The organism is Pseudomonas sp. MWU13-2105 (assembly GCF_023242315.1).
In the GTDB taxonomy this organism is placed as follows: Bacteria; Pseudomonadota; Gammaproteobacteria; order Pseudomonadales; family Pseudomonadaceae; genus Aquipseudomonas.
The window spans coordinates 212,509-232,472 of the sequence record NZ_JALLIY010000009.1; the positions used below are offsets into that span (position 1 = coordinate 212,509).

Genomic DNA, 19,964 nt, shown 5'->3' on the forward strand with positions numbered 1-19,964 from the left:
CGTACCCTCTGCCGCAAAATTCATGGAGAACAGACGAAATGCCCCAGGACAAGGAACGACAGATCTCACTGACCATCGGTCTGCTCCCTGAGCCCTTGCCGGTCATCCGCTTCAAGGGCCGTGAAGCCTTGAACGAGCCCTTTCGCTTCGAGATGGAGTTGCTCGGCGACACCGCCCTGGACCTGGAGCCCCTGCTACATCGCCCGGCCCTGCTGAGTATGGGCCGCGGGCAGGCCAGTTGGCATGGGATCATCGAGCAAATCAGCAGCCGCTACCTGGAGCCATGCCTGTATCATTATCAGGTGCTGTTGGTGCCGCGCCTGCAGGCCCTGGCGCGTTGCCCGCGGCGGCGGGCGTTCTGCGACCTGAGCGTGCCGGCGATTCTCCTGCGGCTGCTGCAGGCCCACGACCTCGAGGCCGCCGATTACCGCTTCGAACTCGAGCGCGGCCTGTACCCACGCCGCGCCCTGTGCCTGCAGCAGGATGAAAACGACCTGCAGTTGCTGAATCGGCTCTGCGAGGAAGAAGGCATCCACTATCACTTCGAACAGACACCGCAACGGCATGTCCTGGTGTTCGCCGAAGACCCGCAGAGTTTTCCCGAACGGGCCGGCGTGGTGCCCTGTCACGACAGCGCCCCGACACCTGAACGGGCGTTTATCAGCCAACTCTACGAGCGTCACCAGATGCTCGCCAGCCATGACAGCCGACTGTCCGGGCATACGCCCGCCTGGCCGCAACGGGCACCCGACGACGGCGCCGCCAACCAGGCGCGCGCCTATGGCCTGCACGCCGCCAGCCCCACGCCAGGCCAGCGACACGAACAGCAACGCAGCCAGCGCATCCTCGAACGACTGCGCTGCGAACAACGCCAGATCCAGGGCTACAGCAACCTCGATAGCCTGCGCAGCGGCGAAGTGCGGCGGATCGGCGGGCATCCGCGGCAAGCGCTCAACGATCAATGGCTGATCACCGAAGTACAGCATCGGGGCGAACAGGGCTGGGACAAATGCCCTATCGACGCGTTCAGTGTCGAGGACAACGATGGCCTGCATGACGAGTATTTCAGCGCCCATGGCTACAGCAACCACTTTCGGGCCATCCCCTGGGCAACGCCATTTCGTCCTTCCTTGCGGCAGAAACCCGCGGCCGCGCAGGGTTATCAGATCGCTACCGTGCTGGGCGAACATGCCGGCAGCGCCCGGCCGGATGCCCATGGACGCCTGCGTGTACAGTTGCCGAACAGCGTCCAGGCCGAGGATAGCGCGCCGGGCTGCTGGGTATCGCCGGGAGCCGCGCAAAGCCAGGCCCCCCGGGTCGGCAGCCAGGTGCTGATCGACTTTGTCGAGAACCAGCCCGACCAGCCGGTGATCTGTGGTTTCCTTTCCGAGCGAGACCTGTACGCCGCCGTTGACCCGCCGCCCCTGGCCGATCTGCCAGGCGCCGGCACCGCGCCGTGGCAGGTACAGGACAACATCGGCGCGGCGGACGACGATCCCGGGGAGTTCTACCTCTATGAACTCCCCTACGAACCACCGCCCGCCGCCGCACTCTGCCTGTGCGAAAACATCTGGTACATCGTGCGAATGCCCCGCCCCGGACTCAAGGAACTGGCGCGCCTGAGTCGCGATGACATCCTCCTGGAAGGCCGCAGTGACAGCCGTGGCGCCGCCCTGCTGGGGCCCGCCAGCAGGCGGCGACTGGCCCAGGAGCTGGCCGCCACGCCGGAACAGCTCTGGCTCCTCTACCCCGGACAATGCGTGGCCGTGCACGAGTACATCCAACAGCACTGGAACCTGCGCCAGCGCCAGGCTTTTCTTCAGGCCGGGCTGGGCACCGCGACGGTTTCCGGTACCAGCCCGAGAAACGCCTGAATCAGCCGCAGTTCCTTGCGCCGCTCCAGGCAGCCGATCTGGTGTCGGTTGCCCAGGCCGTCAGCGCTGATCGGCAGCGCCCGCACCCGGGGGTCAGGACTGACTTCCAGCGACGAGACGATGCCCACCCCCAACTCCGCGGCCACCGCTTCGGTCACCGCCTCGCGGCTGTCCAGTTCCAACAGTACCCGGGGACTCACGGCGGCCTGTATACAGGCCCGGTCGAAGGTGCGCCGGGTGATCGAACCCGGTTCGCGCAGCACCATGATTACCTGGTCCAGTTGCGCCAGGGCAATGCCCCGCGGCTCGGCCAGCCATGGATGCCCGCATGGCACCAGCGCACAGATCCGTGATTCGCTCAGGGCTTGCAGGTACAGGCCCTTGCGCGGCTCGACCTCGGTCAGCAGCGCCACGTCGGCATGCTCGGACAACAGTGCCGCCAGGGTTTCCTGGGCATTGCCCAGCCTCAGGTTGACGGTGATCCCCGGATACCGCGCGCGCAGCCGGGCAAGCATCGGCATGACCATATGCGGCCCGTCCGCGGCAATTTCCAGGCGCCCGGTCAACAATTGTCGATTGGCTTCGAGCATGGCCTCGGCTTCCTCGGCCAGACCGAACATGGCCCGGGTAATCGCCGCCAGCCGGGTACCCTCGGCAGTCAGTTCGACGCGCCGCGCCGTGCGCCTGAGCAAGGTGATCTGGTAATGCTCTTCCAGGGCCTTGATATGCCCGGTTACGGCCGGCTGGCTGATAAACAGGCGGGCCGCGGCGCGGGTAAAGCTACCCTCGCGTGCCACGGCATCGAATGCACGCAACTGGAACAGGTTCATAGTTATCAGCCTCACTTATAGCTCGCATAACAACAAACAATTTGATTGATAACAAGTCAAACGGCAACTTATGCCCTGTATCCCGTCAACGATCCCCGCCGCGAGAAACCCGCATGCGTACTGCCGCTCCCATCCTGCTCACCCCGGGTCCGTTGACCACTTCGGCCCGCACTCGCCAGGCGATGAACCTGGACTGGGGCTCCTGGGACGAGGGCTTCAACCAACTGACGGCCAGTCTATGCGAGCAACTGCTGGCGATCGTCAACGCTGCCGACAGCCATCATTGCGTGCCCTTGCAAGGCAGCGGCACCTTTGCCGTGGAGGCCGCCATCGGCACCCTGGTGCCACGGCACGGCAAAGTCCTGGTGCTGATCAACGGCGCCTACGGCCAGCGCCTGGGGAAAATCTGCGAGGTACTGGGTCGTTCGTTCAGCACCTTCGAAACCGCTGAGGACCAACCCACCACCGCCGCCGATGTCGAACGCCTGCTGCAGGCCGATCCGGCCATCAGCCATGTCGCGCTGATCCACTGCGAAACCAGCACCGGCATCCTCAATCCGTTAGCGGAAATCGCCGACGTGGTGGCCCGCCATGGCAAGCGGTTGATCATCGACGCCATGAGCACGTTCGGGGCCTTGCCCATCGACGCCCGCCAGATGCCGTTCGATGCCCTGATCGCTGCGTCCGGCAAATGCCTGGAAGGCGTACCCGGGATGGGCTTGGTCTTCGCCCGCAAGGACGCCCTGGCCGCGGCCGCCGGCAACTCGCATTCGCTGGCGATGGATCTGCACGATCAGCACGCCTATATGGCCCGGACCGGCCAATGGCGTTTCACCCCGCCGACCCATGTGGTCGCGGCGCTGCACGAGGCGCTGTTGCAATACAACGAGGAAGGTGGCCTGCCCGCCCGCCTCGGCCGTTATGCCGACAACTGCCAGGTGTTGCTGGAAGAAATGAGCAAACTCGGCCTGCGCAGCTTCCTCCCGGCGGCGATCCAGGCGCCGATCATCGTCACCTTCCATGCCCCGAAAGATCCGCGTTACCAGTTCAAGGCGTTCTACGAACGGGTCAAGGCCAAGGGTTTCATTCTTTATCCGGGCAAGCTGACCCGGGTCGAGACGTTTCGCGTGGGTTGTATCGGCCAGGTCGGGCGCCGCGATATGCAGGCGGCGGTCGCCGCTATCGCCGAGGTCATGCGGGACATGGAAGTGCTGGATATCTAGAAACTCGACAGGTCCCTTGCTGGCGATGAGGTCCGCAAGTTTTGCAGCGACTATCCGGCTGCCATCGTCGGCAAGCCGGCTCCTAAAGGTCCGTATTTCCACCCTTATTATCGTATTCAAGGCTGACCGACATGAACTACCGCAACCCCACCCAGCTGCAAGCCGCCATTCTCGACTGGGCCGGCACCGTCGTCGATTTCGGTTCGTTCGCACCGACCCAGATCTTCGTCGAGGCCTTCGCCGAATTCGACGTCTCGGTCTCCATCGCGGAAGCCCGCGGTCCCATGGGCATGGGCAAGTGGGACCATATCCGTACTTTGTGCGACCAACCGGCGATCACCGAACGCTACCGCAAGGTGTTCGGTCGCGCCCCGAGCGATGACGACGTCACGGCCATCTACGAGCGCTTCATGCCCCTGCAGATCGAGAAGATCGCCGAACACTCGGCGCTGATTCCCGGGGCCCTGGAGACTATCGCCACACTGCGCGGGCAGGGCCTGAAGATCGGCTCGTGCTCGGGTTATCCGGCCCGGGTCATGGAAAAAGTCGTGGCCCTCGCGGCCGGCAACGGCTATGTCGCCGACCACGTGGTGGCCACCGACGAGGTGCCGAACGGTCGCCCCTGGCCGGCCCAGGCCCTGGCCAACGTGATAGCCCTGGGCATCGACGATGTCGCCGCCTGCGTCAAGGTCGACGACACCGTCCCAGGGATCCTTGAAGGCCGCCGGGCTGGCATGTGGACCGTTGCCCTGGTGTGTTCGGGAAATGCCTTGGGGCTGACCTACGCACAGTACCGCGACCTCGACCGGGCGAGCCTGGATACCGAGCGCCAGCGTATCCACGAACTGTTCGCCGGCTCCCGGCCACACTACCTGATCGACACCCTCAACGATCTGCCGCAGGTGATCGTCGACATCAACAAGCGCCTGGCGAAGGGTGAAATGCCGCAAGGCAACTGATGTGGGAGCGGAGCTTGCCCGCGAAAGGGCCCTTGAGATCGCCAAAGGTTGCGCGGGAAGCTCCGATCCCACAGGGTATGTGTTCACAGCATTGCACCGGCATCGGGATTTCAGAGCTTGATGATATTGCCCTGGGCCGGCGGCACCTGCCCGTGATAGAGCCGTGAGATCAGTTGCTGGGCGGCGGCGAAGCCAGTATCGACAACCACCTCCAGCAACGGCGTCGGCCCTTCACTCACCGTCCGGTAGAAACGTTGCAGGCCCTCGCCGATATAGCCGCTCACCCGTTCCGGCCCCCATTCGGCGTTACGTTTACGGATCTGGATCGGCGCGAAGAAGAACACTGGCTGCGGCCCTTCGATCGCCGTGAGTCGCGCCTCGCCCGTGGTTTGCGCGGAACCGGCGAAGCAACTGTAGAGCAACTGCCGGCCCAGGCGCTGATGCACCCGGTCACGCAGTGCCAGGTCACCGGAAAAATCCACATACAGCGTCGGCTGGTCGGTTTCCAACAGCTCCAGTTCTGCATAGGCCAGGGTCTGTTCATAACACCCCAGGCCGGCGACAAACGCCCGGTTGGCCGGGGACGTCAGGGCGACACGGGTCAACTCGGGCCGGCCCTCCAGGCACACCGCCGTACCAAAGGCGGTCTTGCTCGATGCACTGGAAAACACCAGGCGCGTGGCACCGAAGAAGCGGTTGTCCTCGAGGAAGTCGGCGAGCATCGCCGAGGTCAGGAACAACGGTTTGAGCAGGATCTGCAGATCCTCGGTGCCCGTGCCGTAGTAAGGGTCCCAGCCGCAGCGCGTGTACTGGTTATAGGCCGAGGTCAGGTCCTTGCGGTGCTCGGCGGCGTCATAAAAGCCCCGTTCGGTCACCCGCTCCGGCTTCATCCACAGATGGCTGGCAATCGGAAAGTAACCGTAGAAGCGTTCCCCCACCGTCACCCCATCGACATTCGACACCAACACATCGGCAAAACCCCATACCGGTATCTGGCCCCACTCCGACTGCCCGGTAGGGAAAAAGCCCCAGTAACTCATCGAATCGCCATAAGCGGCGTAGGTTATGTTATTGGTGGTCAGGGCGCAGCGTTCAACCTTGAGGATCGCCTCGCCGGGAGCGGCCACCAGGCTTCGTTCCTGCACTTCGATGCGGCTCTGGTCAAGGCCGTTCTTGCGGGTGATCAGTCGTGTTACCGTGCTGGCACTGGGCATAATCAGACTCCTATCTGCGACGATTGCGGGTGGGACCAGCTTAATGGCAGACCATGAAGAACGGGTTCGGAAACGCCGGCAAGCCGGCTGTGCACAGCCTCAAGCCCCGCGCCAAGCCGCTCAAGCGACCCAGCCAGGCGCGAGCGATATTCACCGTCGAGGCCATTTACGAGGCCTTTGTTCGGATTTGGCAACGCGGCGGCTGGTCCGCCCTGACCACCCGTGCGGTGGCCCTGGAAGCCGGTGTTGCCATCGGTACGTTGTACGATTATTTCCCGAGCAAGGCTGCGCTGCTGTCCGGTTATGTGCGCCATAGCGTCGAGCGCCTGCTACGCCAGCTCGATGACCAGGTGATCCGTGCCGAGGGCCTGGGCTGGCAGGCCCGCGTCGAACGACTGGTGCATCTCAGTGCTCATCCGGCCAGTCCGAATCAGCCGTTGTTCGATTACCCGCTGCTGATGCTCGAACACCAGATCGCCGAGCCCAAGCACCATCAGCGGGTCTTCCAGGAGCTGTCGCAGAAATGGCGGGAAGCCTTCGATGCCTGTACCGACCTGGCCTCCCGCCCCTCGCGGGAAGCGATCGATGCCTGGCTGGTGCTGATCTGGGGTGGGCGGCGCTACTGCATCACCGCGCAATTATCGGCGGAGCAGATTGATACCTGGTTACAGGAAACCCAGGGGCTGATCCGTCAGCGCCTGGAAAACCCGCTCTAGGCCTTCTTGTTGCGCTCAACCCATTGCCCATAGGCATTGATAAAGCTCTGCAGGAAGGGTTTGACCGACTCCGACGGTTGCCCGGCCTCGTCGAATGCACTGCCCGCACCGCTCAGATAAGCTTCCGGCTGTTGCATGCACGGCACATCGAGGAACACCAGGGACTGGCGCAGATGGTGATTGGCGCCGAACCCGCCAATCGCACCCGGCGAGGCACTGATCACCGCGCCCGGCTTGCCGCTCCAGGCACTTTTGCCATAGGGCCGGGAACCGACGTCAATAGCATTCTTCAAGACCCCGGGCACCGAACGGTTGTATTCCGGGGTGACGAACAGCACGGCGTCGGCGGACCGGACCCGTTCGCGAAAAACCTGGTAGGCCGCCGGCGGCGCGTCGGCATCGATATCCTCGCTGTAAAGCGGCAGATCGCCGATCTCGACGATCGCAAGCTTCAGGTTCGCCGGTGCCAGCCCGGCCAAGGCCAGCGCGACCTTGCGGTTGATCGATTGTTTTCTCAAGCTGCCGACCAGGACAGCGACCGTGTAGACGTTGCTCATAAGAACTCCCGACTATCTGGGCGAAGGAACAGTAGTTATAGATGATCACGCGCCACCGGCCCGACGATTTTTCCCCCGTCAGTCCACTGCTTTCCCCATCAATGCCCCGGAGCCTGTAGAGTGGAGCGACTATTTTTTCCCCAGCGCAAAACTTCCCCCGCCAAACCACGGTCTACTGAGCCGCAAATCGGGTGTTCATTTCCAGAGGTTCTAAACAGATGGCCGCAGTACTCGTTGGACAATTTCATGCCAGAGATGCGGAAGGTCGCGTCTATTCCGTGCATGAATTCCAGGAATCCACGCCTTCGACCGAAGGCCTGGCCGGCACGGAGCCTGTCACCACCTACAAACTGGCCATTGGCGATCGCGTTAACAAAATCGACGACAATTCCTTCCAACTGGTTCAATCCGGGGTCACGCTGATCCGCGAACCCGAGTCCTCGACTGCTGCTTCCTGATCCGGGACAACAGGCGCAGGCAGCCACCTGAAGTCATGTGAGCAGACTTGAGTTAGGATCAGTCCACTGACCCCCTCCCGGCTGGACACGGACTTCAAGCATGCGTTTACGCCATATCGAAGTAATCCAGGCCCTCCTGCAGACCGGCAACCTCGGCGCCGCCGCCGAGTTGCTGCAACTGCCAACGGCCACCGTCAGCGCGACCCTGCAAGACGCCGAGCAACAGCTGGGTTTCCTGCTGTTCGCCAGCGTGCGTGGACGGATGCAGGCCACCCGGGAAACCCGCGAGCTGCAACCCCTGCTACACCGCCTGTACGCGGAAATGGAACCGCTACGGCGACTGGCCAGCAGCCTGCGCCAACATCAGGACCCCGCATTGCGCGTGGTCTGTACCCCGACCCTGGCCCAGCAACTACTGCCCCAGAGCCTCGCGGCCCTGCGCCGACGCTTTCGTGAAACCCCCTGCACCCTCGCCAGCCAGCACACCCGCGAGATTGTCCGCGGCTTGTTGCTCCGTGAGGTCGAGTTGGGCCTGAGCCTGCACAACCCCGATCATCCACAGATCCACGCGCAGTCCCTGGCCGAGGGCAAGTTGCAATTGCTGGCGCCCCATGGCTGGTTGCAACCCAGGCAGAAGTACATCGCCCTGCAGGAGTTGGCTGGGCAATCCATGGTCGGCCTGGAAGAGCAGGATACCCTGAGCCTGATGCTCGACGGCAAGCTGCAAGCCTTGCGGCCGGCCCCCCAGGTGCAGACCCGGGTGCAGACCTACCAGATGATGCGCAGCATGGTCGAGGCCGGTGAGGGGCTGGCGATCGTCGATCCGTTCACGGCCGTCGGGGCCAGGGCCGGCGGGCTGGATGTCTGCCCGTTGTCACCGGCCATCGGCGTCACGCTTTATGCCCTGACCCTGAAAGACCGCGAGCCGAGCGCCGCCTTGAAGGCGCTGTTGGAAATCGTCGGCGAAAAAGCCACGGCGATGCTGCTCTAGAGCCGGCCGCCCTTCAGGGCTGCCCGGCAAACAGCAAATACCAGAAGACCGCCACCTCGGCGGTCTGCGCATCGATCCCGCGATAACGCAGATGATCGATCCCGCCCAGCACGTAGCCACAGCGCTCGTACAGGCGACAGGCACCCAGGTTGTTGTTCTGGGTTTCCAGCATGATCCCCGGCAGGTTCTTCTTGTGGCTCCAGAAACGCACCACATCCAGCAGCGCCCGGGCCACGCCATGGCGCCGCGCCGAGGCATCGACCGCCAGTTCGTCGACATGGGCAAAGCCGTTCCAGTTGGTGCTGACCACCACATGGCCGACCGCGCGACCGTCCAGGTAAGCCATGAAGATTTCGCTGTCCACCGCCGCGCGATAGCTGGCGAACTCCTCGGGGTCGATACCGTAGCACTTGCGATAGGGAGCCACCGGGACCAGCGGCCATTGATCGACCCGCTTGCCGATTTCGGCCAGGCCATGGGCCTTGACCTGAAAGCTGAAATCGCTGCCCCAGATGTACTCGGAGAAACCAGCGTCAGCTACACGGACCGATACTTCGGGATACTTCGGGTTCGTGACTAAATGCATTGGGCCAACCATCCTCAAGCCTTGATGTCACGGTGCACGATCGGGAGGGGAAACGTCGAATTCCTGCCCATGGGACATCCGGTCCCCGGACGGTCGACTCCGCTGCACCGGCCCCTTCAGCTTAGAAGGTCAATCGCCGGTACACAAAGGATCATTCGCGAGCCGCTCAGTGGCGCTGCGCGTCGGCCTCGGCCAGTTGGGTCCAGAGCGCCGGGGCGCCGGCGGACTTGGCAATGGCCTCGAGGCGCACGAGGTGTTCGGCCAGGTCGCTTTCGCTGGCGCGAATGATCCGCGCCGGCTGGCGATCGGCCGGCAGGCGGCGGATTTCGCTGGCCTGGTTGCCCGAACCCTCACCGGAACCGTTGCCATCGCTGGCGTTGCCCGCCAGGGACAGGCTGGTCTGGCCACCGGTCATGGTCAGGTAGACGTCGGCGAGAATCTCCGAGTCGAGCAAGGCGCCGTGCAGTTCGCGGCCGGAGTTGTCGACGCCGTAGCGCTTGCACAGGGCATCGAGGCTGTTGCGCTGCCCCGGGTGCCGCTCCCGGGCCATCAGCAGGGTGTCGAGGATGCTGCAGTGCCGGGTGATATCGGCCCGGTCCTGCTGGCCCATCAAGGCAAATTCGTTGTTGATGAAGCCGACGTCGAACGCCGCGTTGTGGATGATCAGTTGGGCGCCCTTGATGAATTCGAAGAACTCATCGGCCACCTCGGCAAAACGCGGCTTGCCCACCAGGAATTCGTTGGTGATGCCGTGTACGCCGATGGCGCCTTCATCACTTTCGCGGTCCGGTTGCAGGTACACATGGAAATGCCGGCCGGTCAGGCGGCGCCCCATCAGTTCGACGCAACCGATCTCGATGATCCGGTGGCCATCGGTGACCGGCATGCCGGTGGTTTCGGTATCGAGTACCACGCTACGCATGCTTGATCCCCCGTATTTCATCCACGCCACGGTTGGCCAGTTGGTCGGCACGCTCGTTGCCGTGATGGCCGATATGCCCGCGGACCCACTTCCACTTCACCGTATGACGACTGACCTGCTCGTCGAGCAGTTGCCACAGGTCGGCGTTTTTCACCGGTTCCTTGGCCGCGGTCTTCCAACCGCGTTTCTTCCAGTTGACCATCCACTCGGTGATGCCTTTCATCACGTACTGCGAGTCGGTCACCAGCAGGACCTCGCAGGGACGCTTGAGTTCTTCGAGGCCGCGAATCGCCCCCATCAGTTCCATGCGATTGTTGGTGGTGTTGGTTTCACCGCCCCAGAGTTCTTTCTCGACGCCCTTGCAGACCAGCAAGGCGCCCCAGCCGCCCGGGCCGGGATTGCCCTTGCAGGCACCGTCGGTGAAGAGTTCAACAGTATCGCTCATTACAACCTTTCCATCGAAAATGACCCCGTGGCACGCCGGTAACTGACCGACGCATCCCGGGCCGAGCACGCTCGACCCGCAAGGAAAAAATGGTTACTGCTCGCTTTGCCGCCGATTGACCTTGGCCATCGGCAGCGGTACCAGCTTGCCGACCGGTTCACGACGCACCTGGCGCACGGGCCGCAGGCCGACCACGATCTTGCGCGCGACCAGCAGATAGAAACCGCCGCCCGCCAGTTGCCAGCCACCGGCAACCCGCTCCCAGCCCGCCAGCCGCGCTTGCCAGGTAGCCGAAGCCAGCGGCGGACGATAGCACCCGAAGCGGCGTTTCTCCAGCGCAAAGCCCAGCAGGTTGAGCCAGTCGGCGACCCGCGAGGGTGAAATACAGCGGGCCTTGCGCAGCGCGTCGTGGGCGAACACCCGGCGCAGCCCCCAGGCGCTCCAGGGATTGATGCCGAGGATCAGCAGGTGCCCACCGGGACGCACGGCCGCCGCCGCCTCGCGCAGCAAACCATGGGGCGACAAGCAGAAATCCAGGCCGTGCTGCAACACCACCACATCGGCGGCATGTTCGCTCAGCGGCCAGGCCTGCTCCTCGCAGACGATCTCCACCCCCGGCAGCGGCGCGCCGAGGCGCACGTTGCGGCGCACCTGCCCGGCCTGCGGCGGGGTCTCGGCCGACGGGCCGTAATGCACCAGGTAGCCGCCGAAATAACGCCCCAGCTCGTCCTCGAGCATGCGCCGCTCCTCGTCGAGCAGCAGCTGCCCCAGTGGGCCGGACAGCCAGTCGCGGGCCGCGCTGATCAGAGCCAGCCAGTCAGGATCAGCCTGAGCGAACGCTTTATCGGTCATTGCCTTCTCCAACTCGCCACAAGTGCTTTACAAGCACTAAGATGCGCCATTGTTTTGCGCTTGGGAATTGCACCATGATACAGATCGACGCGCTGCCCGCCTTCACCGACAACTACATCTGGTTGTTACAGGATACCGCCCGCCGCCGTTGCGCCGTGGTCGACCCCGGCGATGCCGGGCCGGTGCTGGCCTGGCTGGAAGCGCATCCGGGCTGGCAGCTCGAGGACATCCTGGTCACCCATCACCACCACGATCATGTCGGCGGTGTCGAACGCCTGAAACAGGCCAGCAGCGCCCGCGTAATCGGGCCGGCCAGCGAAAACATCCCGGCCCGTGACCTGGCGCTGAACGATAACGACAGCGTCACGGTACTCGGCCTCGAGTTCCGGGTGTTCGCCGTGCCCGGCCATACCCTCGGGCATATTGCCTTCTACCACGGCGACGCCATTCGACCGTTGCTGTTCTGCGGCGACACGCTGTTCGCCGCCGGTTGCGGCCGCCTGTTCGAGGGTACGCCGGAACAGATGCACCATTCGCTGAGCCGACTGGCGGCACTGCCGGCAGATACAGGCGTGTACTGCACCCACGAATACACCCTGAGCAACCTGCGCTTCGCCCAGGCGGTCGAGCCGAACAACCCGGACATTGCCGAACGGGTGGCGCAGGTCAGCCAATGGCGGGCCGAGGGACGCATCAGCCTGCCGTCGAACCTGGCCCTGGAGTTGAAGACCAACCCATTCCTGCGGGTCGGCGAAACATCTGTTAAAGAAAAAGCAGACGAACGGAGCGGCCTCGATAACACCTCTCCGAGTGAGGTTTTTGCGGCCTTGCGCCACTGGAAAGACAGCTTCTGACAGCGGCGCGGTCAAGGTTAAAAATCTGAATGGTTGACCGCACCCTGAGCGCTTTCTAGAATCGCCCGACATTTTCGCCCGGAACTCACTTCCAGCCAATGTCGTCATCCAACCGTAAACCCATCAGTTCAGACGCATTGACGCGATTGGCTCAAGCTATCGCCGTGGCTGTGTCCGCCACTCTGGCGGGTTGCTCAGGCTTTCATCACCCTTCGGACAGCAACAACGAACCGACCCCGAATCTCAGCGCCCGGATCAAGCAGAAACCGATCTGGCTCAACGAAAAATCCAGGCCCACCCCGCCCCAGGACGTCTGGGAGCGCATGCGCCAGGGCTTCCAGTTGCAGGACGGCCTCGGGGTGAACCCGCGCATCGAACAACAGCGCCTGTGGTTCGCCAGCAACCCGTCGTTCCTGGAAAACGCCAGCTCGCGCGGCAGCCTCTACATTCATTACATCGTCGAGCGCCTGGAAGAACGCAACATGCCGCTGGAGCTGGCCCTGCTGCCGGTGATCGAAAGCGCCTACAACCCGATGGCCTACTCACGGGCCGATGCCGTCGGCCTGTGGCAATTCATTCCGTCCACCGGACGCTCTTTCAACCTGCGCCAGGATCGTTTCTACGACGGGCGCAAGGACATCACCGCGTCCACCTTGGCGGCCATGAGCTACCTGACGCGCCTGCACGACATGTTCAACGGCGACTGGCTGCTGGCCCTGGCGGCCTACAATGCCGGCGAAGGCACGGTCAGCCGGGCCATCGAGCGCAATGAAAAGCTCGGCCTGCCCACCGACTACTGGAACCTGCCGCTGCCCCAGGAAACCCGCGACTACGTGCCCAAGCTGCTGGCCCTGTCCCAGGTGGTCATGGCTCCCGAAGCCTATGGCGTGAACCTGAACCCGATCGCCAACGAACCCTATTTCGCCACCGTCGAAGTCAACCAGCCCATGGACCTCAGCCGGGTCGCAGCCCTGGCCGAGATCGACGAAGACGAGATGATCCAGCTCAACCCGGCGTTCAAGCAGAAAGCCACGATGGACGGTCCGCAGCACCTGTTGGTACCCAGCTCCAAGGCGCAACTGCTGACAGCCAGCCTGTCACGGATGAAACCCGAAGAGCTGGTCAGCCTGCGACCGAAGAAACCGGTGTTCGAATCCCTCGCCGACAACCCGCCGGCACGCCTGACCCGCCGCTACAAGGTAAGGACCGGCGACAACCTGGTCTCGATCGCCAAGGCCAACCGGGTCGACGTCAAGGACCTGCAGCACTGGAACAAGCTTTCGGGGCGCCATCTCAAGGTCGGCCAGACCCTGGTCATGCAGGACAATACCCGGGCCGCCGCAGGCAAGAAGGCCGCCACCACCTACAAGGTGCAGAAAGGCGATTCGCTGTACATCGTCGCCAAGCGCTTCAATGTCGAGATGCAGCACCTCAAGCGCCTCAATCCGCGCACCGGCCAGGCCCTCAAGCCCGGGCAGATCCTCACGGTTTCCGCGCCACGCTGACAGCCGGCGCCCTCAAAATATCGCGCCCCCTGTGTAGCAGCCGACTTGCCGGCGATAGGGCCCATGAGCCTTGCATCGCCTGGTCGGCCGCCATCGCCGACAAGCCGGCTCCCACAAGGTTCGAGTCTGCTGAGCAACGCCTTTTTCCTCCCGATACAAGCTGTTAAGGTACTGGCCCATAGCCCAAGCCGCCCGGATCGGATCTCTGCCTTGACGCGTCCCCTCCTCCTGCTGTTCATCAGCCTGGCCTTGAGCTCTCCCGCAAGCGCGACGATCAGCGAAAGCCATGGTTATGCGCAGTTCGGCACGCTCAAGTACCCCGCCAGGTTCACCCACTTCGACTGGGTCAACCCCGACGCGCCCAAAGGCGGCACCTTGCGGGTGATGGCGTTCGGTACCTTCGACACCCTCAACCCCTACACTTTCAAGGGCACCAGCCCGGTCACCACGGCCAACTTCCTGCAGTATGGCGTCAACGAACTCAACGCCACCCTGATGGCCGGCACCGGCCAGTACGCGCCCTCGGGAGATGAGCCAAACGCCAGCTACGGCCTGATCGCCCAGTCGGTGGAGTACAGCGAGGACCGTAGCTGGGTGGTGTTCAACCTGCGTCCCGAGGCGCGCTTCCATGACGGCACGCCGATTAGCGCCTACGACGTGGCCTTTTCCTACCGCCTGCTGCTCAAGGAAGGTCATCCGCAATACCGCACCAGCCTGCAGGAGGTGGCCCGGGTCGACGTGCTCACGCCCCAGCGCATCCGCTTCGTGTTCAAGCGCTCGGGTAATCCGCTGCTGATCCTGCGCCTGGGTGAACTGCCGGTACTGGCGCAACACTATTGGCAAGGTCGCGACTTCACCGCCACCACCTTCGAGCCGCCACTGGGCAGCGGCCCTTATCGCATCAGCAAGGTGCAACCGGGGCGCCAGTTGGTGTTTGAGCGGGTAAGGAACTGGTGGGGCGAAAATCTCCCGGTCAATCGCGGTAAATACAATTTCGACCGCGTCGAAGTAGAGTTCTATCGCGACAGCGACGTCGCCTTCGAAGCCTTCAAGGCCGGTGAGTTCGATATCTATATCGAACACCAGGCCAAGAACTGGGCCAATGGCTACAGTTTCCCCGCCGTTGATCGGGGCGAGGTGATCAAGGCGCAGATTGCCCACCGGATCCCGACCCAGACCCAGGGCCTGTTCATGAACAGTCGCCGCGCCAGCTTTGCCCAGGACAAGGTGCGCGAAGCCCTGGGCCTGATGTTCGACTTCGAATGGACCAACCGTACGCTGTTCGGCGGGGCCTACCAGCGGGCCATGAGTTTTTATCCCAACAGCGAGTTTGCCGCCAACGGGGTCCCGGCCGGCCAGGAGTGGTTGCTGCTCGCGCCTTACCGCGAACAACTGCCCGCGCGGCTGTTCAGCGAACCGTTCAGCCTGCCGCGCACCGACGGCCGCGGCATTCCCCGCGAAACCCTGCGCCGCGCCCTCGTCCTGCTCGGCGAAGCCGGCTGGAAACTCGACGGCCAGCATCTGTTGAACAAGAACGGCCAACCCCTGCGCTTTGAAATACTGCTGGTCAATCCGAGCCTGGAACGGATCCTCCAACCCTACGTCGAAAACCTCGCGAGCATAGGTGTAGACGCCCGCTTGCGAACAGTGGATCGTGCCCAGTACAAACAACGTCTCGACCAGTTCGATTTCGACATGATCCTGATGACCCTGGACCAGACCCTCAGCCCGGGACTCGAACAGTGGCAGTACTTCCATTCCAGCCAGGCCGGTGTCAAGGGCAGCAAGAATTACGCGGGGGTCGCCAACCCGGTGGTAGACCATCTGCTCGAAGCCCTGCTGGCGGCGCATACCCGCGACGAACAACTGGCGGCTGGCCGCGCCCTGGACCGGGTCCTGCTGTGGCAACACATCATGATTCCCAACTGGTACCTTGACTATCATCGCCTGGCCTACCGTAATCGGTTCGCCTTTGTCACCACGCCGCCGTACACCCTGGGCCTGAGTGCCTGGTGGATGAAAGCTTCGGAGAAAGCCCCATGATGTTTTCGCGTGTCCTGTTCCTGCCCGTCAGCGGCCTGCTGTTCAGCGCCCTGGCCGGCCTCGCCGACGCTGCCCCGCAACATGCCCTGACGCTCTACAACGAACCGCCGAAATACCCGGCCGATTTCCAGCATGTCGACTTCGTCAATCCCGACGCGCCCAAGGGCGGGACCTTCCGCCAGTCGGCCATGGGCGGCTTCGACAGTCTCAACCCCTTTATCACCAAGGGCGTGCCGGCCGACGGTCTCGACCTGATCTACGACACGCTGATGCGCCAGGGCCTGGACGAACCCTTCACCGAGTACGGCCTGGTGGCGGAAAAAATCGAACGGGCCCCGGACAACAGCTGGGTGCGTTTTTACCTGCGTCCCGAGGCGCGTTTCCACGACGGCCAGCCGATGCGCGCCGAAGACGTGGTGTTCAGCTTCCAGACCCTGATGAAGGATGGCGCGCCGCTGTACCGGACCTATTACGCCGACGTCGACGAGGTCATCGCCGAAGATCCGTTGCGGGTGCTGTTCAAGTTCAAGCGCACCACCAACCGTGAACTGCCGCTGATCCTCGGCCAGTTGCCGGTGCTGCCCAAGCACTGGTGGGCCGACCGTGACTTCAACAAGGGCAACCTGGAATTGCCCCTCGGCAGCGGGCCGTACAAGCTGGCCGAGGTCAAGGCCGGCCGCTCGGTACGTTATGAGCGGGTCAAGGACTACTGGGCCAAGGACCTGCCGATCAACCGCGGGTTCTACAACTTCGATGTCATGGTCATGGATTACTACCGTGACAACACGGTAGCCCTGGAAGCCCTCAAGGCCGGGCAGTTCGATTTTTGGCTGGAGGTCAGCGCGAAGAACTGGGCCAACGCCTACAACACCCCGGCGGTCGCCCAGGGTCGGCTGATCAAGGAACAGATCACCAATCGCAATCCGACCGGCATGCAGGGCTTTATCTACAACCTGCGCAAACCGATGTTCCAGGATATCCGCGTGCGCGAGGCCCTGAGCCTGCTGTTCGACTTCGAATGGACCAACAAGCAATTGTTCAACGGTGCCTATCACCGCACCCGCAGTTACTTCGAAAACTCGGAAATGGCCGCCACCGGCCTGCCGGACGCCACGCAGTTGGCGATTCTCGAACCGCTGCGAGGGCGGATTCCCGAGCAAGTCTTCAACCAGGCCTTCGAGCCCTCGGTGTGCGACGCCAGCGGCATGATTCGCCCGCAACAACGCCGTGCCTACCAGCTTTTGCAGGAGGCCGGCTGGCGCATCGTCGACGACAAGATGGTTGACGCCCACGGCAAGCCGGTGAGCATCGAGTTCCTGCTGGCCCAGACCGAATTCGAACGGGTACTGCTACCGTTCAAACGCAACCTCGCCGACATCGGCATCGACCTGGTGATTCGCCGGGTCGATGTTTCCCAGTATATCAACCGCCTGCGCTCGCGGGACTTCGACATGGTGGTCGGCAGCTTCCCGCAGTCCAACTCTCCGGGCAACGAGCAACGCGAATTCTGGAAATCCTCCAGCGCCGACAAACCCGGCAGCCGCAACCTCATGGGCCTGAAGGACCCGGCAGTGGATGAACTGGTGGAAGCGCTGATCGACTCCGACTCCCGCCAGAGCCTGGTGGAACATGCCCGCGCCCTGGACCGGGTGCTGCAATGGGGCTTCTACGTGATTCCCAACTGGCACATCAAGACCTGGCGCGTGGCCTACTGGGACCATATCGGCCATCCGCGGGTCTCGCCGGCCTACGATATCGGCCTCAATACCTGGTGGATCAAGCCGGATGCCAAGCCGGCGGTATCGCTGCAAACCGATAGCACGAGTGCGGAGCAATAAGATGCTGGCCTATATTTTTCGCCGACTGCTACTGATCATCCCGACCCTGTTCGGCATCCTGCTGATCAATTTCGTGATCATCCAGGCCGCGCCCGGCGGCCCCGTGGAGCAGATGATCGCCAAGCTCGAGGGTTTCGAAGGCGCCACCAGCCGGATCGCCGGTGGCGGCGCCGAAGTCTCGGTGGCCGGCTCCAGCTATCGCGGCGCCCAGGGCCTGGACCCGGCCCTGATCAAGGAAATCGAGCACATGTACGGCTTCGACAAATCGGCGCCGGAACGCTTGTGGATCATGATCAAGAACTACGCGAGCCTGGACTTCGGCAACAGCTTCTTCCGCGATGCCAAGGTCGTCGACCTGATCAAGGAAAAAATGCCGGTGTCGATTTCCCTCGGGCTCTGGAGCACCCTGATCATGTACCTGGTCTCCATCCCCCTGGGCATCGCCAAGGCCACCCGCCACGGCAGTCATTTCGATGTCTGGACCAGTTCGGCGATCATCGTCGGCTACGCGATTCCGGCGTTCCTGTTCGCGATCCTGCTGATCGTGGTGTTCGCCGGCGGCAGCTACCTGAACTGGTTCCCCTTGCGCGGCCTGACCTCGAACAACTTCGAACACCTGAGCTTCGGCGGCAAGGTCCTCGACTACTTCTGGCACCTGGCGCTGCCGGTCACCGCCCTGGTCATCGGCAACTTCGCCACCATGACCCTGCTGACCAAGAACAGCTTCCTCGATGAAATCAACAAGCAGTACGTGGTCACCGCCAAGGCCAAGGGCCTGACCCAGCGCCGCGTGCTCTATGGCCACGTATTCCGCAACGCCATGCTGCTGGTCATCGCCGGCTTTCCCTCGGCCTTCATCGGCATCTTCTTCACCGGTTCCTTGCTGGTGGAGGTGATTTTCTCCCTCGACGGCCTGGGCCTGATGAGCTTTGAAGCGGCAATCAACCGCGATTACCCGATTGTCTTCGGCACCCTGTTCATCTTCACCCTGCTGGGGCTGGTGGTGAAACTGATCGGCGACATTACCTACACCCTGGTCGATCCGCGGATCGACTTCGAACATCGGGAGCATTGAGATGCAGTTATCCCCCCTCAATCGCCGACGTTTCGCACGGTTCAAGGCCAACAAGCGCGGCTGGTGGTCGCTGTGGCTGTTCCTGCTGCTGTTCGTCCTGAGCCTCGGCGCCGAACTGATCGCCAATGACAAGCCACTGCTGGTGCACTACGACGGCGCCTGGTATTTCCCGGCCCTCAAGCGTTATCCGGAAACCACCTTCGGCGGCGAGTTCCCGCTGGAAGCCAACTACAAGAGCCCCTACATCCGCGAACTGCTCAAGGCCAAGGACGCCTGGACGCTGTGGGCGCCGATTCCGTTCAGCTACCAGAGCATCAACTACGACCTGCGCGTCCCCGCCCCGGCGCCGCCGTCGGCGGACAACCTGCTGGGCACCGACGACCAGGGCCGCGATGTGCTCGCCCGGGTGATCTACGGCTTCCGCATCTCGGTGCTGTTCGCCCTGACCCTGACCGTGCTCAGCTCCATCATCGGTGTGATCGCCGGCGCCTTGCAGGGCTTCTACGGCGGCTGGGTCGACCTGGCCGGCCAGCGTTTCCTGGAGATCTGGTCCGGACTGCCGGTGCTCTACCTGCTGATCATCCTCGCCAGCTTCGTCCAGCCGAACTTCTGGTGGCTGCTGGGGATCATGCTGCTGTTTTCCTGGATGAGCCTGGTGGACGTGGTGCGCGCCGAGTTCCTCCGTGGGCGCAACCTGGAATATGTCCGCGCGGCCCGGGCCCTGGGCATGCAGAACGGCGCGATCATGTTCCGCCATATCCTGCCCAACGCCATGGTCTCGACCATGACCTTCATGCCGTTCATCCTCACCGGCGCCATCGGCACCCTGACCGCCCTGGATTTCCTCGGCTTCGGCCTGCCCGCCGGTTCGCCGTCCCTGGGCGAACTGGTGGCCCAGGGCAAATCCAATCTGCAGGCGCCCTGGCTGGGCATGAGCGCGTTCGCCGTGCTGGCCTTGATGCTCAGCCTGCTGGTGTTTATCGGCGAGTCCGCTCGCGATGCCTTCGACCCGAGGAAGTAAG

At 63.2% G+C, this 19,964-nt stretch carries 19 protein-coding genes; 12 read left to right on the top strand and 7 right to left on the bottom strand.

Going from position 1 to position 19,964, the window contains the following annotated elements:
* Nucleotides 1-38 precede the first annotated feature (38 nt).
* Nucleotides 39-1,874 (top strand): type VI secretion system Vgr family protein, encoded by a 1,836-nt coding sequence (locus M5B96_RS15340; protein WP_248797531.1) that lies wholly within the window; start codon nt 39-41, stop codon nt 1,872-1,874.
* Here M5B96_RS15340 and M5B96_RS15345 read toward each other — a convergent pair.
* A complete protein-coding gene (locus M5B96_RS15345; RefSeq protein WP_248797632.1) occupies nt 1,820-2,704 on the bottom strand; it encodes a LysR substrate-binding domain-containing protein in 885 nt (294 codons plus the stop codon). The two genes, M5B96_RS15340 and M5B96_RS15345, sit on opposite strands and share 55 nt — an antisense overlap.
* A 113-nt stretch (nt 2,705-2,817) precedes the next feature.
* Between M5B96_RS15345 and M5B96_RS15350 the strand changes: the two genes are divergently transcribed.
* Nucleotides 2,818-3,927 (top strand): 2-aminoethylphosphonate--pyruvate transaminase, encoded by a 1,110-nt coding sequence (locus M5B96_RS15350; RefSeq protein ID WP_248797532.1) that lies wholly within the window; start codon nt 2,818-2,820, stop codon nt 3,925-3,927.
* A 131-nt stretch (nt 3,928-4,058) separates the two neighbouring features.
* Nucleotides 4,059-4,886, top strand: coding sequence for a phosphonoacetaldehyde hydrolase (phnX, locus tag M5B96_RS15355; RefSeq protein ID WP_248797533.1), 828 nt, complete (start codon nt 4,059-4,061; stop codon nt 4,884-4,886).
* A gap of 110 nt (nt 4,887-4,996) precedes the next feature.
* Here the strand turns inward: phnX and M5B96_RS15360 are convergent, their stop codons facing one another.
* A complete protein-coding gene (locus M5B96_RS15360) occupies nt 4,997-6,100 on the bottom strand; it encodes a DUF2855 family protein (protein WP_248797534.1) in 1,104 nt (367 codons plus the stop codon).
* Nucleotides 6,101-6,153: 53 nt separating this feature from the next.
* On the opposite strand from M5B96_RS15360, the gene M5B96_RS15365 reads away from it, so the two are divergent.
* On the top strand, nt 6,154-6,816 hold the full coding sequence (locus M5B96_RS15365; protein WP_248797535.1) for a TetR/AcrR family transcriptional regulator: 663 nt from the start codon (nt 6,154-6,156) through the stop codon (nt 6,814-6,816).
* Here the strand turns inward: M5B96_RS15365 and M5B96_RS15370 are convergent.
* Nucleotides 6,813-7,373 carry an NADPH-dependent FMN reductase gene (locus M5B96_RS15370; RefSeq protein ID WP_248797537.1) on the bottom strand — a complete coding sequence of 187 codons (561 nt, stop codon included), beginning with the start codon at nt 7,371-7,373 and terminating at the stop codon, nt 6,813-6,815. The genes M5B96_RS15365 and M5B96_RS15370 overlap by 4 nt on opposite strands.
* A 218-nt stretch (nt 7,374-7,591) precedes the next feature.
* On the opposite strand from M5B96_RS15370, the gene M5B96_RS15375 reads away from it, so the two are divergent.
* Nucleotides 7,592-7,831: a hypothetical protein gene (locus tag M5B96_RS15375; RefSeq protein ID WP_248797538.1), complete on the top strand. Its 240-nt coding sequence runs from the start codon at nt 7,592-7,594 to the stop codon at nt 7,829-7,831.
* Nucleotides 7,832-7,931: 100 nt separating this feature from the next.
* Nucleotides 7,932-8,822: a LysR family transcriptional regulator gene (locus tag M5B96_RS15380; RefSeq protein ID WP_248797540.1), complete on the top strand. Its 891-nt coding sequence runs from the start codon at nt 7,932-7,934 to the stop codon at nt 8,820-8,822.
* Between the two features lie 13 nt (nt 8,823-8,835).
* On the opposite strand, the gene M5B96_RS15385 is transcribed toward M5B96_RS15380, so the two are convergent.
* The 4 genes from M5B96_RS15385 to M5B96_RS15400 all read right to left on the bottom strand — a co-directional run bounded on the left by M5B96_RS15385 (nt 8,836) and on the right by M5B96_RS15400 (nt 11,627).
* Nucleotides 8,836-9,408, bottom strand: coding sequence for a GNAT family N-acetyltransferase (locus tag M5B96_RS15385; protein ID WP_100942751.1), 573 nt, complete (start codon nt 9,406-9,408; stop codon nt 8,836-8,838).
* A 166-nt stretch (nt 9,409-9,574) separates the two neighbouring features.
* Complete coding sequence (gene dnaQ, locus M5B96_RS15390) at nt 9,575-10,330, bottom strand: DNA polymerase III subunit epsilon (RefSeq protein ID WP_248797542.1); 756 nt, start codon at nt 10,328-10,330, stop codon at nt 9,575-9,577.
* Nucleotides 10,323-10,775 carry a ribonuclease HI gene (gene rnhA, locus M5B96_RS15395; RefSeq protein WP_248797543.1) on the bottom strand — a complete coding sequence of 151 codons (453 nt, stop codon included), beginning with the start codon at nt 10,773-10,775 and terminating at the stop codon, nt 10,323-10,325. The genes dnaQ and rnhA overlap by 8 nt, the downstream gene beginning before the upstream one ends.
* Before the next feature lie 93 nt (nt 10,776-10,868).
* Nucleotides 10,869-11,627, bottom strand: coding sequence for a class I SAM-dependent methyltransferase (locus M5B96_RS15400; RefSeq protein WP_248797544.1), 759 nt, complete (start codon nt 11,625-11,627; stop codon nt 10,869-10,871).
* A 74-nt stretch (nt 11,628-11,701) separates the two neighbouring features.
* Here M5B96_RS15400 and gloB point away from each other — a divergent pair, with 74 nt between their 5' ends.
* The 6 genes from gloB (at nt 11,702) to M5B96_RS15430 (ending at nt 19,963) form a co-directional block, all read left to right on the top strand.
* Entirely contained in the window at nt 11,702-12,481 is a 780-nt protein-coding gene (gene gloB / locus M5B96_RS15405; protein WP_248797545.1) for a hydroxyacylglutathione hydrolase, read from the top strand.
* Nucleotides 12,482-12,579: 98 nt separating this feature from the next.
* On the top strand, nt 12,580-13,986 hold the full coding sequence (locus M5B96_RS15410) for a transglycosylase SLT domain-containing protein (protein ID WP_248797547.1): 1,407 nt from the start codon (nt 12,580-12,582) through the stop codon (nt 13,984-13,986).
* Between the two features lie 210 nt (nt 13,987-14,196).
* A complete protein-coding gene (locus M5B96_RS15415; RefSeq protein WP_248797548.1) occupies nt 14,197-16,029 on the top strand; it encodes an extracellular solute-binding protein in 1,833 nt (610 codons plus the stop codon).
* The gene (locus tag M5B96_RS15420) at nt 16,026-17,867 is read left to right on the top strand and encodes an extracellular solute-binding protein (RefSeq protein WP_248797550.1); all 1,842 of its coding nucleotides are present in this window, start codon (nt 16,026-16,028) and stop codon (nt 17,865-17,867) included. Before M5B96_RS15415 ends, M5B96_RS15420 begins: the two co-directional genes overlap by 4 nt.
* Nucleotide 17,868: 1 nt before the next feature.
* Nucleotides 17,869-18,942 carry a microcin C ABC transporter permease YejB gene (locus M5B96_RS15425; protein ID WP_248797552.1) on the top strand — a complete coding sequence of 358 codons (1,074 nt, stop codon included), beginning with the start codon at nt 17,869-17,871 and terminating at the stop codon, nt 18,940-18,942.
* A gap of 1 nt (nt 18,943) precedes the next feature.
* The gene (locus tag M5B96_RS15430) at nt 18,944-19,963 is read left to right on the top strand and encodes an ABC transporter permease (protein ID WP_248797553.1); all 1,020 of its coding nucleotides are present in this window, start codon (nt 18,944-18,946) and stop codon (nt 19,961-19,963) included.
* Nucleotide 19,964: the final 1 nt, after the last annotated feature.